General features: G+C 71.6%; 15 protein-coding genes and 1 other RNA gene. 9 read left to right on the forward strand and 7 right to left on the reverse strand.

The annotated features are described in order from the left end of the window. Positions 1–67 precede the first annotated feature (67 nt). From K2F47_RS20855 to K2F47_RS20865, 3 genes are read left to right on the forward strand one after another with little or no spacing between them, the layout of a single operon-like run. The gene (locus K2F47_RS20855; protein WP_242906318.1) at positions 68–889 is read left to right on the forward strand and encodes a Nif3-like dinuclear metal center hexameric protein; all 822 of its coding nucleotides are present in this window, start codon (positions 68–70) and stop codon (positions 887–889) included. After that, a complete protein-coding gene (locus tag K2F47_RS20860; protein WP_242906320.1) occupies positions 886–1629 on the forward strand; it encodes a zinc ribbon domain-containing protein in 744 nt (247 codons plus the stop codon). The genes K2F47_RS20855 and K2F47_RS20860 overlap by 4 nt, the downstream gene beginning before the upstream one ends. Next, positions 1626–2729, forward strand: a complete 1104-nt coding sequence (locus K2F47_RS20865; protein WP_242906322.1) for a bifunctional RNase H/acid phosphatase — start codon at positions 1626–1628, stop codon at positions 2727–2729. Before K2F47_RS20860 ends, K2F47_RS20865 begins: the two co-directional genes overlap by 4 nt. On the opposite strand, the gene K2F47_RS20870 is transcribed toward K2F47_RS20865, so the two are convergent. Then, a complete protein-coding gene (locus K2F47_RS20870) occupies positions 2726–3589 on the reverse strand; it encodes an alpha/beta fold hydrolase (protein WP_242906325.1) in 864 nt (287 codons plus the stop codon). The two genes, K2F47_RS20865 and K2F47_RS20870, sit on opposite strands and share 4 nt — an antisense overlap. 68 nt (positions 3590–3657) lie before the next feature. Here K2F47_RS20870 and rnpB point away from each other — a divergent pair. Then, an RNA gene (rnpB, locus tag K2F47_RS20875) (RNase P RNA component class A) lies at positions 3658–4050 on the forward strand. Between the two features lie 116 nt (positions 4051–4166). Here the strand turns inward: rnpB and K2F47_RS20880 are convergent. From K2F47_RS20880 to K2F47_RS20890, 3 genes are all read right to left on the reverse strand, one after another. Further along, positions 4167–4394, reverse strand: coding sequence for a hypothetical protein (locus K2F47_RS20880; RefSeq protein WP_242906327.1), 228 nt, complete (start codon positions 4392–4394; stop codon positions 4167–4169). Continuing rightward, positions 4391–4615, reverse strand: coding sequence for a hypothetical protein (locus tag K2F47_RS20885; protein ID WP_242906329.1), 225 nt, complete (start codon positions 4613–4615; stop codon positions 4391–4393). Before K2F47_RS20885 ends, K2F47_RS20880 begins: the two co-directional genes overlap by 4 nt. Positions 4616–4852: 237 nt before the next feature. Then, on the reverse strand, positions 4853–5113 hold the full coding sequence (locus K2F47_RS20890) for a hypothetical protein (RefSeq protein ID WP_242906330.1): 261 nt from the start codon (positions 5111–5113) through the stop codon (positions 4853–4855). 141 nt (positions 5114–5254) lie between these two features. Between K2F47_RS20890 and K2F47_RS20895 the strand changes: the two genes are divergently transcribed. From K2F47_RS20895 to K2F47_RS20905, 3 genes are all read left to right on the forward strand, one after another. After that, positions 5255–6634: an NsdA family TPR-like regulatory protein gene (locus K2F47_RS20895; RefSeq protein WP_242906331.1), complete on the forward strand. Its 1380-nt coding sequence runs from the start codon at positions 5255–5257 to the stop codon at positions 6632–6634. Positions 6635–6911: 277 nt separating this feature from the next. Then, entirely contained in the window at positions 6912–7274 is a 363-nt protein-coding gene (locus K2F47_RS20900; protein ID WP_242906333.1) for a hypothetical protein, read from the forward strand. 638 nt (positions 7275–7912) lie between these two features. After that, on the forward strand, positions 7913–8851 hold the full coding sequence (locus K2F47_RS20905; protein WP_242906335.1) for a cyclase family protein: 939 nt from the start codon (positions 7913–7915) through the stop codon (positions 8849–8851). Positions 8852–9017: 166 nt separating this feature from the next. Here the strand turns inward: K2F47_RS20905 and K2F47_RS20910 are convergent, their stop codons facing one another. Further along, a complete protein-coding gene (locus K2F47_RS20910; protein WP_242906336.1) occupies positions 9018–9338 on the reverse strand; it encodes a hypothetical protein in 321 nt (106 codons plus the stop codon). Between the two features lie 182 nt (positions 9339–9520). Between K2F47_RS20910 and K2F47_RS20915 the strand changes: the two genes are divergently transcribed. Next, the gene (locus tag K2F47_RS20915; RefSeq protein ID WP_242906337.1) at positions 9521–9895 is read left to right on the forward strand and encodes a peptidase inhibitor family I36 protein; all 375 of its coding nucleotides are present in this window, start codon (positions 9521–9523) and stop codon (positions 9893–9895) included. Between the two features lie 51 nt (positions 9896–9946). Here the strand turns inward: K2F47_RS20915 and K2F47_RS20920 are convergent, their stop codons facing one another. Continuing rightward, the gene (locus tag K2F47_RS20920) at positions 9947–10936 is read right to left on the reverse strand and encodes a phosphotransferase (RefSeq protein WP_242906340.1); all 990 of its coding nucleotides are present in this window, start codon (positions 10934–10936) and stop codon (positions 9947–9949) included. Positions 10937–11164: 228 nt separating this feature from the next. On the opposite strand from K2F47_RS20920, the gene K2F47_RS20925 reads away from it, so the two are divergent. After that, on the forward strand, positions 11165–11371 hold the full coding sequence (locus tag K2F47_RS20925; protein ID WP_242906341.1) for a hypothetical protein: 207 nt from the start codon (positions 11165–11167) through the stop codon (positions 11369–11371). Between the two features lie 73 nt (positions 11372–11444). On the opposite strand, the gene K2F47_RS20930 is transcribed toward K2F47_RS20925, so the two are convergent. Further along, complete coding sequence (locus K2F47_RS20930) at positions 11445–13679, reverse strand: SulP family inorganic anion transporter (RefSeq protein WP_242906342.1); 2235 nt, start codon at positions 13677–13679, stop codon at positions 11445–11447. Positions 13680–13703: the final 24 nt, after the last annotated feature.

Genomic DNA, 13703 nt, shown 5'->3' on the forward strand with positions numbered 1-13703 from the left:
CCCCCGGCGCCGGGCGGTAACGCTCGGTGGCTCCGCGGGAGCGGCTCGGCGCGGTAACCTGCGGGACGTGCGCCTATCCCGCCTGATCGCCGTTCTGGACGAGCTGTATCCGCCCTCGTGGGCGGAGCCCTGGGACGCCGTCGGGCTCGTCTGCGGCGACCCCGACCAGGAGGTCGGCCGGGTGCTGTTCGCCGTCGACCCGGCCGCCGCCGTCCTGGACGAGGCGCTGGAGTGGCGCGCCGACCTGGTGGTCACGCACCATCCGCTGCTGCTGCGCGGGGTGCACTCGGTCGCCGCCACCACCCCCAAGGGACGGCTCGTCCACCAGATGATCAGGAACGGGGTGGCGCTGTACACCGCGCACACCAACGCCGACCGCGCCGACCCCGGGGTGTCGGACGCGCTGGCGCGCGCGGTCGGCCTGACCGGCGGGCTGCACCCGCTGGTCCCGGCCGACGACGACCCCCGCCGCGGCCTCGGCCGCGTCGGCGAGCTGGCCGAACCGGCCACGCTGAAGGAGTTCGCGTCGCGGGCGGCGGCCGGGCTGCCCGCCACGGCGTGGGGCGTCCGCGCCGCGGGCGACCCCGACCGCCCCGTCCGCACCGTGGCGGTGTGCGGCGGCGCGGGCGACTCGCTGCTGGACGCGGCGCGCGCGTCCGGAGCCGACGTCTACCTCACCGCCGACCTGCGGCACCATCCCGCCTCGGAGTTCACCGAGCAGGACGGCCCCGCGCTGGTGGACGCCGCGCACTGGGCGACCGAGTGGCCCTGGCTGGCCGACGCGGAGCGGCGGCTCACCGGGGCGTCGAAGGAAGCGGGCACGTTGGAGACCCGGGTGTCCACGCTCGTCACCGACGCGTGGCGCCTGCATTTCGAAGGAGCATTGTGAAAGCCGCACCGCAAGCCCAGCTTCGCCTGATCGACTTGCAGGACCTCGACAGCTCGCTGGACCGGTTGGCGCACCGCCGCCGCACGCTGCCCGAGCTGGCGGAGATCGAGCGGCTGGAGGGCCGCCTGACCGAGCTGCGCGACGCGATCGTGGCGGCCGAGACCGAGGTCGGCGACCTGGAACGGGAGCAGCGCAAGGCCGAGCAGGACGTCGACCAGGTCCGCACCCGCGCCGACCGCGACCGCAAGCGGCTCGACTCCGGCCAGGTGACCTCCGCAAAGGACCTCAGCGGCCTCCAGGCGGAGATCGAGTCGCTCACCCGCCGCCAGTCCGACCTGGAGGAGGTCGTCCTGGAGATCATGGAGCGGACCGAGGAGGCGCAGGGCCGGGTGGCGGCGCTGCGGACCGAGCAGGCCGCCGCGCAGGAGGAGCTGTCGGGCCTCGTCCAGGCCCGCGACGCCGCCCAGCACGAGATCGACGACGAGGCCGGCACGACGAGCACCGCCCGCACCGCCGTCGCCAAGGACGTCCCCGAGGACCTCCTCGGCCTCTACGAGAAGCTGCGCGGCCAGTTCGGCGGCGTCGGCGCGGCCAAGCTGTTCCGGGGCGCCTGCCAGGGCTGCCACCTCGCGCTCAACACCGTCGACCTGAACCGGATCCGCGCCGCCGCGGAGGACGAGGTCATCCGCTGCGAGGAGTGCCGCCGGATTCTCGTCCGCACCCCCGAGTCCGGGCTGTGACGGCGCGGCGGCTGGTCATCGAGGCCGACGGCGGGTCCCGGGGCAACCCCGGGCCCGCCGGGTACGGGGCGCTCGTCCGGGACGCGGTCACCGGCGAGGTGCTCGCCGAGGTCGCCGAGTCGATCGGCCTCGCCACCAACAACGTCGCCGAGTACCGGGGCCTGATCGCGGGGCTCGCCGCCGCCGCGGGCATCGACCCGGCCGCCCGCGTCGAGGTCCGGATGGACTCCAAGCTCGTCGTCGAGCAGATGTCGGGCCGCTGGAAGATCAAGCACCCGGACATGATCCCGCTGGCGCTCCAGGCCCGCGAGCTGGCCGAGAGCCTCGGCCCGGTCACCTACGGCTGGATCCCGCGCGGCCGCAACGCGCACGCCGACCGGCTCGCGAACGAGGCCATGGACGCCGCCGCGCGCGGCGAGACCTGGACGCGCCGGACCGAGGAGGAGCCCCCGCCCGCGCCGCCCCCGGCCGCCGCGCCCCCCTCGACCGAACCGACGACCACGCTGCTGCTCCGGCACGGCGAGACGCCGCTGTCGATCGAGAAGCGCTTCGCCGGGACCGTCGACACACCGCTCACCCCGGGCGGCCTCGCCCAGGCCCGCGCGGCCGGGCTCGCCCTCAAGGACCGGGACCTGGACGCGATCGTCACCTCCCCCCTCTCGCGCTGCCGCGACACCGCCGCCGAGGTCGCCGCCGCCACCGGCCTGGACGTCCGCGTCGAGGACGGCTTCCGCGAGACCGACTTCGGCGCCTGGGAGGGCCTCACCTTCGCCGAGGCGCGCGACCGCGACCCCGCCGCCCTCGACGCCTGGCTGGCCGACCCGGACGCCGCGCCGCCCGGCGGGGAGAGCTTCACGACCGTCTCCCGCCGCGTCCGCACCGCACTGGACAAGCTGAAGGTCCGCTACCGCCACCGGTCCGTCCTGGTGGTCTCGCACGTCACCCCCATCAAGCTCCTGGTGAAGGACGCCCTGGGCGCGCCCATGCCGTCCCTGTACCGGATGCACCTGGACGTGGCGTCCCTGTCGGCGGTCGACTGGTACGCCGACGGCCCCGCGACCCTCCGCCTGTTCAACGACACCCACCACCTGGAGCGCTAGCCGTCGAGGAACCCGCCGATCGCGGCGGCGACCTCGGCGGGCGCCTCCTCGGCCATGTGGTGGCCGGACTCGATGGGCGCGCCCCTGACGTCCTCCGCCCAGTCGCGCCAGATGGCCACGGGATCGCCGTACAGCTGCTCCAGATCGTCCCTGGTGGACCACAGCACGAGCGTGGGGCACCGCACACGGCGCCCGGCCGCGCGGTCGGCCTCGTCGTGGCGGCGGTCGATGCCGAGGCCCGCGCGGTAGTCCTCCAGCATCCCGCGCACGGTCGCCGGGTTGTGGATCGCGCCCTGGAAGTCCGCCCACGCCTCCGGCTCCATGTGCTCGCTGCTGGCGGTGTACCAGGCGTCGGGGTCGGCGTTGATGATCCGCTCCGCGGGCTTCTCGTCCTGGGCGAAGAACCACCAGTGCCACCAGGCCGCGGCGAACCGGGCGTCGCAGCGCTCCAGATGCTCGACGACCGGCAGGCCGTCCATCACCACCAGCTCGGTCACGGCGTCGGGATGGTCCATGGCCGTCCTGAAGGCCGCCAGCGCGCCCCGATCGTGCCCCGCGACCGCGAACCGCTCGTGGCCGAGCACCCGCATGAGGGCGACGAGATCACGGGCCATCGCCCGCTTGGAGTAGGGCGCGTGCTCGGCGTCGGTCTCCGGCTTGGACGAGCCCCCGTACCCCCGCAGATCAGGACAGACGACGGTATGCCGGTCGGCCAGAAGCGGAGCGACCTTGTGCCATGTGGCGTGCGTGCGCGGATGGCCGTGGAGCAACAGCAGCGGCGTTCCCGTCCCCCCGTACCGGACCCGCAGCTCCGCCTCGCCCACGTCGATCCGCTCCAGCGTGAATCCCTCGAAGATCATTCTCTCCGCGCTACCCCGGAGCGGACCGTCCAATCCCTGGGCACGCGGTACGCTGGGCCCACGGCGGACGAGCCGGCCGGGCGGCCGCGTCGGGGAGCGATCCCCGTCGAGGAAAGTCCGGGCTCCACAGGGCAGGGTGGTCGGTAACGCCGACCCGGGGTGACCCGCGGGACAGTGCCACAGAAAGCAGACCGCCACCGGTCCGCCGGTGGTAAGGGTGAAACGGTGAGGTAAGAGCTCACCAGCGCCCACGGTGACGTGGGCGGCTCGGTAAACCCCACCCGGAGCAAGGTCAAGAAGGGGCTCCGGCAGGAGCCCCGCGCAGGTGCCCGAGGGCGGCCCGCCCGAGCCTGCGGGTAGACCGCTGGAGGCCGCCGGCAACGGCGGCCCGAGATGGATGGCCGCCGCCCGCCGCCGCGACGCGACGGGCACAGAACCCGGCTTACAGGCCGACTCGTCCGCCCACACCCCCTCACCTGGGGCGCGGCACTCATGATTCAGCCGGGTTCCGCCCTGGTTCAGCCAGCGCCTCACTCAGGAAACTCTCGATCGCGCCCCGGCCGACGGGTCCGTGGGGCTACTGTCCGGCCAGTACGCGTTCGACGATCTCCCGCCATGGCTCGGGCTTGCCGGGCAGCACCCACAGTTCCCGCAGGCGACCCCGGGTGCTCACCCGCCACCAGCCCTCGTCCTCGCCGGGATGGAACGTCGCGAGCACCCGGTCGCTCGGCCGGTGCACCGCGATGTAGACGACCTCGTCGCCGTACACGTCGATGCGTTCCTCGTCGTCCTCGCCTCGGCTCACGTCGACCCCCGGCCCGGCGTGCGGGGTGCGCTCCACTCCCGGATCTCGCGCCGGAGGTCGTCGGGGGTGTCGGCGTCCACCGACCCCGGCTTGCCCCGCTCGTCGCGGGCGAGCGGTCCGCGCGTGGCCCACCACCGGCCCTCGCTGCTGTGGATGATGTTCCACTCCGGGAACTCGGCCTTGAGCTGGGCCCCGATGTCACCGTCGTTGCGAGCGGGCATGGTCACCTCCACGGACGAGTGAGCGCGGCGGCAAAGCCACGGGGGAGGGCCGTGCCGCCGCGCCGCCGAAGGGCCGCCCGCCCGGTGATGTCGGACACCGGGCGGGCGGCGGGCACGGACTGCGGGGGAGTCCGTGCCGGTGCGGCGACTCCAGGGTGCCCGCCGCACCGGAGTCCAGCCGCACGTCGGGTAGGCGCGGCGGCCGGTGCCGCGCGCAATGGATCGCCGCGCCCACGTTCATCGGATCGACCTGCTCGCGCTCGACGAGAGGGTCGCTCCGCGCAACCCCATCCCCTTCGCCATCGCGTCCGCGAGCCGGTCGGGGGTGGCGGCTTCGATCAAGCCGGGCACGGGCCAGGGCACGTACGCCCACCACTCCCGCGTGTGGTGCCCGAACCAGACACGCGTGCCCGGAAAGCAGCTCTCCACCCGCGCGATCTCGGCGCGCTGGATCGGCGTCGCGTCAAGCTGCGCGGTCTGGTCGAAAGGTCCCCTCATGACCGTCTCCCTGCTGCGATGCACGGTGCTGTCGCGGTCACGTTCAGTGAAACCGCGACGGGCGGCATGCCGGGAGGGGATGCTTGGGACTGCCGGAGGGATGTACATCCCCTGCCTTGGCTGGTCAGAAGGGTGCATCGCATGTCTCCCAGGAAGAAGGCCATCGGCGTACTCCTGCGCGAGGCGCGCGAGGCACCGCCGTACTGGTCGCGCGCTGACCTCGCGCGGCTGTTGCGCGAGGCGGCCGACCCGCTCGACCGGCCGCATCTGCCGCATGTCCCGGCGCTGGCCAACATGATCAAAAACTGGGAGAACGGGAAGCACGCCCCGAACGCGCGCTACCAGACCTTGTACTGCCGCGTCACGGGTAAGACTGGTGATGAGCTGTTCAGGTCGGACGTGGGGACGTCCGAGCAGGAGGACACCCCTGCTGGCCCGAGCGTCGAGGAGGTCAAGCCGACGAAACGCCGGGACGCGCTCAAACTCGGTGTCACCGTGCTCGCGCCCGAGGCGATGCACCGGATGCTCCGCGACGCCGCCGAAGAGGCCATGGAGTTCACACGGCTCGCCGGTGCCACGTCGGTAGGAGCCGGAACCCTCACCCACCTACAGGCGGTGGTGACCGAACTCGATCGCGCCTACAGCAGGCAGCCGCCCGCCGAACTGTTCGCCATAGCGCGCACGTACCGGCATCGGGTCGCCGAAATGATCGAGGGGCCCCACACCCTCAAACAGGCCCGCGAGCTGTACGTCTACGCCGCGTGGTTGTCGGAGGCACTCGCCTGGCTGGCGCATGACCTGGGCGACCCGTTCGCGGCCGAAGCGTGGGCGATCGACGCGTTCGAGCATGCCGACCAGGCAGGTCATGATGAGCTGTGCGCGTGGGCCACCGACGCCATGGCGTCGATAGCGATCTACACCGACCGTCCCGCCCACGCCTTGGCCGCCGCCCGGCGTGGTATCGCCCGGGCCCCGCGAACGCATCCCCTGGCCGTTCGCCTCCGCGCGCAGGCCGCTCGTGCCTCCGCGCGCCTCGGCGACCGCGAGGAGTGCGAGGAGCTGTTCCAACAGGCGCATGACCTTCACGAGAAGCTGCCGAGCCGTGCGCCGCTGCGCCTAGCGGTGCACACCGGCACGCTTGCCTCATTCGCGTTGACGTCCTATCCCGCGCAGGCGTACATCTGGCTCGGGGACACCGAGCAGGGTGATTTCGAGAAGGCCAAGTTTTACGCACAGTCGGCCATCGCAGTCCAGACCACAGCGCCGGGAGCGTCACTTTCAACGAGCCGCAAGGCGATAGCTCGCATCGGTCTCGGCATCGTCCTGGCCCGGACCGGCGAACCCGAGGAGGCCGCCGCGCTCGGATGCCAGGCATTGACCACACCACGGTTGGTCAACTCCGTCCGGATCTGGGCGGCAGATTTGAATGATGCCCTGATCGCACGGCACCCAGAACTGCCTGTCGTCCGCGACTACGGAGAGACGCTCCGGCAAACGCGCTCGGGAAAGGGCCGCCGGTGAGTCGACCTGGCAAATCCGAGATCAACCTCCGTCGCCCGTCCTAGATGGAGCCCGCGATGCCCCGGGCGCCTTGCAGCCCCATCGCCCTCTTGTGTTCCCTACGCCACAGTTACCTGCCCTCTCCGGCCCATCCAGCTCCCGAAGAGCGACTTTACGTACTTGTTTGACTACGTTCGTCGTGGTGGCCGGTCGGTGACCGGCCACCACGACGAACGGAAGCCGCCCCGGTGCGGGCGCCTCCGATGGCGCCCCAGCACCGCGGATCGAGAGGAGCACGATGCAGGCCTTCCAGACCGGCGAGATCCCCCACGGCTTCGCGATCAACGAAAACGGTGGGCTCATCCATTACAGGTACGCGATCGTGCTGGCCGTCCCCATGGCCAACCAGGGCGGCTGGGCCGGTGACGGCTACATCAGCTTCGGCAGCGACTGGGCCGATGTGCGGCTCCGGGTCGCGGTCCACAACGGCAGCACCTGGACCACCGTCAAGACCTACGACCTCACCGCCGGAGGCCCCCGCGTCGGAGACCAACTCCCCGCCTCCTCCCAGAAGGTCAGTATCGGCCGGGTGAAGAAGGGCCCCAACGACACCGTGGACAACGCCCCCGCAAGCTGGCTGCTGCAGTACCAGACGACCTAGCCCCCCGCCACGCCCGGCCCCTGTCCCCGGGCGGCGGCTTCGCATAGACGCGCAAACGGCCCCTTCCCCACCTCGCCGCTCGCGGCACTGGGGGAGGGGCCGTCCTGCTGATCAGGGTGCCGCGCCCGCATCGACACCACCACCGGCGACCGCATCAACCCCCATCCCCCCGCCCCCACCCAGCTCCCTTAACCCCGCACGACAAACCACGCGAAGTTCTCACGGGTCGCGGTGAGAAGCTGCACGATCGTTGCCATGGGTCCAGCTCACTCTGCGGCCCCCGTGGTTTCCCCGGTGATCGGCGTCCTCCTCCCGAAGATGGCAGCCCCAAGGTAGGGAACGGTCGGTCATGCCTCCGATCGTGGCGGCCCGCGCGCCCCCACTCAAGAGCGAACCCCGCCGCTCCCCGTTGACTTGCGGGGATCACGCGACCGCGTCGTCTCCGAGGCCATGATCGACTGGGCCGCGATCAACACCATCACCCGCTGGATCACCCGCCGAGGCACCGCCACCCGCCGACAGCGACGCACTTTCACTACCGGTCGTTGATGATCTAGTGTCATGCCAGTTCAGCGGGGCCTTGGGCCTCGAACCGCGTGAGCGGAGGAGTTGATGTTGGGATGACGGCAGGGCGACCGATGCCCACACAGGACGACGTGCTCGGGTACTTCAACACGCTGTCGAACTGGGGACGGTGGGGCGACGACGACGAGCGCGGCACTTTGAACCACATCACCGACGAGGTCCGGCTGGCGGCGGCGCGCGCCGTGCGCCACGGCAGAAGCGTGTCGTGCGGATGGGAGATCGTTGTACCGGCGGAGATGGAGCGGTCGACGACGTCATGCCCGTGCGCCGCCGACATGCCGGGAGCCGAGAACATGCCGGTGCCCGGATTCCGCAATGACCGGCGGTGGGGCTTTTCGAACGAGCATCTCGGCATCATGTTCCACAACAACACCGTCACCCACGTCGACTCGCCGTGCCACCTCTTCTGGGACGGCACGATGTACAACGGGCGGTCGCACTCGTTGGTCGACGCCGAAACGGGATCGGCGTGGGCGGCCGTCACGGCGGCGGCGAACGGGATCATCACGCGTGGTGTCCTGCTGGACGTCGCGGCGGTCCGAGGGGTGCCGTGGTTGGAACCGGGGGAGGGTGTGTTCCCCGACGATCTAGAGGAGGCCGAGCGTCGCCAGGGTGTGCGGGTGCGATCCGGTGATGCGCTACTCCTGCGGACCGGCGGTGGCCGCGCCCGGCACGAGGGTGGTGCGGCCGGCGGTATCACGCAGGCCGGCTGGCACGCGTCCTGCCTGCCGTGGCTGCATGAACGGGAGGTCGCGCTGATCGGCGCCGACACCCCCCAGGACGTTCAGCCATCAGGGTACGAAGAGGTGTTGATGCCGGTACACGCCGTGAGCCTCGTTGCGATGGGTCTGTGGATGCTCGACAACTGCGACCTGGAGGCGTGCGCGACCACGGCCGCCGAGCTCGGCCAGTGGGACTTCCACCTCGCAGTCGCGCCGGTCCGCCTCGCCGGTACCTCCGGCAGCCCGGTCAATCCGATCGCCACATTCTGACCTGGTTTCATGAATCCGGCCCCGTCCGAGGCGTCGCCGCGCGGTTATCCCCGAGGGGGTGGAGCGGGTGCCCGCGCCCGGCGGGGCCTGCTGACTGTGCGGCCTGGCGGCGGTGTGCGGGGAGAGGCTCCCAGGCTCGGGCACCGGCGGGCCGTCGGGTCGTGCCTCAGGGGCAGCTCACGAACCGCACGCTCTTAACCGTCAGCCCCGAGCCCGACTCGCCCGCGGGGAGCGTGCGCGATTCGCCCTCGCAATTCTCGTCGGCGTAGAGGACGGCGTTGCGGTCGGTGCCGTTGTTCGCGGCTGTGATCTCGATGGTGAAGCAGGTGAAGTCGGCGGGGTCCGTGAGCTCCCCCGGCTGGCCGTCGGGGGCGGTGAACCCGAAGGTCCCCTGTGCGGCCACCAGGGGGGTGGCGGCCGCGGCCGGGACGACCGGGGCCAGGACGGCGGTCAGGACGAGGGCGGCCGGCAGGACACGCTTGATCATTTGGGGTTCCTCTCAGGAGGTCCGGGTGTTGGAAACCCAGAAATATCGCCATCTGTAGTCATGTGACTGGCCATAACCAATACTTCTAAGGGTGGATTCTTCGTCCACGACGTGAAGGGGTTGCAATGTACTGATTTCCCACCATCCGGACCGCCCTGCTCGCCGGAGCCGCCCTCCTCGCGGTGCTCCCCGCGACGGCCACCGCCGCGCAGGCCGCCCCCGATTCCGCCGACCATGCCACCGGGCAGACCGCCGTCGTCCGCACCCTGCGGGCGCCCTCCGACTGTCCTGGCAACGCGATCTGCTTCTGGGACGGCGCCAACTTCACCGGCAACGGCTGGTACTTCGGCCCGCCCACCTTCAGTAACTGCCGGAACGCGCAGGCATCGGGCTATCCCGCGCCCCGCAGCGTCGTCAACCACACCGGCTACAAGGTCGTTCTGAACCGGGCCAGCGTCTGCACGATCGGCGCCTACCAGCTCACCACCCTCGGCCCCGGCGGTCAGCTCGCCGACTCCAACCCGTACCGCATCTACGCCTACAACTCGACCATCTGAGCCACGGCCCGTCCGCCCGGTGCCGGCGAACACCGGGCGGACGGGTGGGAACTACGTTGGCGGGGCGTGGTTCTGGGGGCTGGTGACGAGGTTCGCCACTGATTCCAGGAGGCCGTCCCACGCTTCCTTGGTGTCGGACGATCGGGTGTGGGGGGAGCGGAACCAGTCGGTGTAGATTGCCACCTCGTCGAGGTCCCAGCGCGTTCGGTAGAGGGCCAGGGCTGCGGGGTCGGGGGCGCGGCCCGCGGCCCTGGCGTAGCGGGCGAGGTCTTCCGGGGTTTCCGCGACCGACCACAGGTCGCGTTCGGGGAGGGCCAGGCCTGTGGTGTCCCAGTCGATCAGCAGGAGGCGGTCGTCCTGGCGCAGCAGGTTGCCGGGGTGGGGTTCGCCGTGGGTCAGGACGGGTGGGACGCCGCTCTGCGCGAGGGTCGCGGAGAGTTGGTCGAACTCCGCCAGGCGTCGGCGTAGGGCGGGGGCGTGGTCGGTGATGAGGGTGCGGGCGTGGGCGGCGAATGGGCCGCCGGCCCAGGGGAGTGTTCCGGCCAGTGCTTTGTCCAGGACGCCGCGCAGCGCGAGTTCTGTGTCGAGTACCGGTGCCATCGCGGGGGGTGGTTCGCGGTGGAGTTCGGCTAGGAGGTCTATGACCGCGGCGCGTTCGGCGGGGGTTTGGGGGCGGTCGTAGTCGCCGGGGGTTCCGCGCATGTAGGGGAAGACGCTTAGCGCAAAGCGGGCGTCGAGTGGGCGGACGGTTTCGCCTTTGGGAGTTTTCAGCGGGGCCACGACGAAGTCGAGGTGGTGGAGTGCGGCGGCGGTGTCCATGGCCGCGCGCAGGGAACGCAGCGCCGCTTGGGGGTCCGGGTGCCCCTTGAGCGGCAGGTCGGCGACGGTGACGAACCAGCGCTGGCCGTTCGCGCCGGTCGCCGTCCAGTGGTGGTCGCCGAAACCGACGGGCGCGTAGGTCAGTTCGGTGGCGTGAACGTTCCAGGCTTCCAGTGCCCGTGTCAGGTGGCTCTCGTTGATGTCCTCGGGCCGCGACTTCATTCCGGCCACGCTAGGCGGTCGGGAATGCGGCCGCATCCCGATTTTCGGCGGCCGCGCCGCGGCAGATGAACTGAAAAAGACGTAAAGCTGGAGTGGCTTGGAACTCGGTTGGTTCGGGTCACACGACACAAATGACCTGAAAGTTCGCGCCTAACGTCCAAGGTAGAGCCGATCTCCTGGATCGGCGATGACGGCGGGGCGTTCCCGGCCCCGCGGAGAGGAGCGCCGGTGTTCATCTTGGCGATGGTGGTGATCGGCCTCGTCGGTCTGCTGGCGTCTTTGGCCTATCTCGCGGACTTCGCATGGGCCAGCCGCCGCGACGCGCTGTTCGTCCCGGCGTCCAGCGGAAGTTCGCGGCGGGCGCGCCGGGTGACCGGCATGTACACACGCGGGAGCGACTTCATGGACGGGGAGGGCGAGCTGGTCGGCCGCTGAGAGGCGGAGGGCCCCGGCCGGGGCCGTGCGAAGGCTGCGGGCCGTCCAACGGGGGACGGCCCGCCGTCATTTCCTAGAGGGCGACCTCGTCCGAGACGGGCACGAACGTTCCCGCGGGCCCGTCGAGGACCTGGACGTTGGCGGTCTTCAGGTCGAGGTAGAGGCCCACCAGCTCGATCTCACCGGCCTCGACCCGCTCCCGGAGCCAGGGGTAGGTGAGCAGGTTGTCGAGCTGCTGCATCACGTTGATCTTGCAGAGCCGGGTCAGCGGAGGCTCGTCGGTGTGCTCGGTGGCGAGGAACCGGGCGAGGCTGTGGTTGCCGTGCCTGAGCCAGCGCGTCAGCCCCTCCAGGTGCTCGACCTCGGTGCCGCCCGCGAGCAGCGCCGCCATCGCGCCGCAGTTGGAGTGGCCGCAGATCGTGATCGTCCGGATGTCGAGGACGTTGGTGGCGTACTCGACGGTCGCGGCGACGGAGTCGTCGGAGGTGCGGCTGCCATGCCTTGGGACGAGGTTGCCGACGTTGCGGTTGATGAACAGGTCACCCGGGCCGCTGGCGGTGATGATGTTGGGCACGACGCGGGAGTCGACGCAGGTGATGAACAGGTGCTCGGGCTTCTGCTCCATCGCCAGCTCCGCCATGATCGGGCGGACGAGCCGGGCGGTGCTGCCGTGGTACTCGCGCACGCCCGCCAGCAGCAGCGCGCTCGGTGAGACCTCGGGGCCGTCCAGCTCCGCGCTCTGGCGGCGGCGCCGGTTCGCCCAGGGCGCCCACCAGCGGGCCGGAGGCGACTTCTTGGGCGCAGAAGACATTTCACCAGTCACGGCTTCTTCATACCAAGTCTCGTGAACCTCGTCGATGTCGACCCGGCCACCCTGCCGTTCGTGGGCGAGCCGCCACTGGTGGACGGCGTCGAACGCGGCGTGGTCCATGAAGTCGACGTCCAGGTCCAGGTCGACGGAGGCGCCCGGCGGGACGTCCTGGAGGAGCCGGGTCAGCTTCGGGACGCCGAGGAACGTCAGCGTGCCCTCGACCACGACGTGCCAGCGGGGCCGCCCCGGCTCGTCGCCCGGCAGCGGGACGAGCCGCTCGGCGCGCACCGAGAGCCGGGTGAGCCGCCGCAGCGCCAGCACCGCCATGATCCCGATGCCGAGCAGGACGCCCTCGCCGAGCCCGAGCACGACCACGCCCGCGAGCGTGGCGAAGTAGGCGGGCGCCTCGCGGTGGTGGCGCAGGTCGCGGACGCGCGCGGTGTCCATCAGCCGTACGCCGAGCACCATCAGCAGCGCGGCGAGCGCGGCCAGCGGGACCTGCTCGATGACCGGCCCGCACAGCAGCGCGAGGACCAGCACCCAGACCCCGTGCAGGACGGTCGAGGCCCGGCTGCGGGCGCCCGCCTCCAGGTTGGAGGTGCTGCGGACGATCACGCCCGCGACCGGCAGGCCGCCGAGGAGCCCCGACACCGCGTTCGCGGCGCCCTGCCCGACCAGGTCGCGGTCGAGGTCGGCGCGCGGCACCCCGGCGGGCCGCCTGCGGTCGACGGCGACCCCGCACAGCAGTGACTCGACGGCCGCGACGAGCCCGACGGACACGACCGCGCCGACGATCGCGTGCGGCGTCCCGTGCGGCATGACGGGGGTCTGCCAGCCGCCGAGCAGGGAGTCGGGCAGGTCGACGCGGGGCGCCTGCCAGCCGAGTGACCAGGCGGTGAGGGTGGCGACCGCGATCGCGGGCAGCGGGCCGGGGACGAGGCGCAGCGCCGTCCCGAGCCGTCCGCCGCCGCGCGGCAGCCGCGACCAGGCCAGCAGGACCAGGACGGTCAGGCCGCCGACGAGCGCGGGATGGGTGGCGGGGTCCGCGATCTGCCCGGGCAGTTCCCGCAGGTTGTCGAGCGCGGACTGCTGCGGGCTGCCGCCGAGCACCACGTGCGCCTGCGCGAGGACGAGGACGAGCCCGACCCCGGCGAGCATGCCGTGGACGACGGCGGGGGAGACGGCGAGGGCGGCGCGGGCGACGCGGCTGGCGCCGAGCGCGATCTGGAGGAGCCCGCCGAGCAGGGTGATCGTGCAGGTGGCGCGCCACCCGTAGGTCTGGACCAGTTCGGCGACGATGACGGTGAGGCCGGCGGCGGGCCCGCTGACCTGGAGCGGCGATCCGCCGACCAGTCCGGCGACGATGCCGCCGACGATGGCGGCGATCAGTCCGGCGGCGATCGGGGCGCCCGAGGCGACCGCGATGCCGAGGGACAGGGGTATCGCGACGAGGAACACGACGAAGGACGCGAGCAGGTCGTGCCGCAGTGTGGACACGCCTAACAACTTGGGAGTCACACA

The sequence above is a fragment of the Actinomadura terrae genome (assembly GCF_022751215.1).
Lineage (GTDB): Bacteria > Actinomycetota > Actinomycetes > Streptosporangiales > Streptosporangiaceae > Spirillospora > Spirillospora terrae.

Coding starts and splice junctions, on each gene's coding strand:
- K2F47_RS20870 (WP_242906325.1), bottom strand. CDS start 3,589: ATGATCTTCGAGGGATTCACGCTGGAGCGGATCGACGTGGGCGAGGCG.
- K2F47_RS20885 (WP_242906329.1), bottom strand. CDS start 4,615: ATGCCCGCTCGCAACGACGGTGACATCGGGGCCCAGCTCAAGGCCGAG.
- K2F47_RS20890 (WP_242906330.1), bottom strand. CDS start 5,113: ATGAGGGGACCTTTCGACCAGACCGCGCAGCTTGACGCGACGCCGATC.
- K2F47_RS20895 (WP_242906331.1), top strand. CDS start 5,255: ATGTCTCCCAGGAAGAAGGCCATCGGCGTACTCCTGCGCGAGGCGCGC.
- K2F47_RS20900 (WP_242906333.1), top strand. CDS start 6,912: ATGCAGGCCTTCCAGACCGGCGAGATCCCCCACGGCTTCGCGATCAAC.
- K2F47_RS20905 (WP_242906335.1), top strand. CDS start 7,913: ATGCCCACACAGGACGACGTGCTCGGGTACTTCAACACGCTGTCGAAC.
- K2F47_RS20910 (WP_242906336.1), bottom strand. CDS start 9,338: ATGATCAAGCGTGTCCTGCCGGCCGCCCTCGTCCTGACCGCCGTCCTG.
- K2F47_RS20920 (WP_242906340.1), bottom strand. CDS start 10,936: ATGAAGTCGCGGCCCGAGGACATCAACGAGAGCCACCTGACACGGGCA.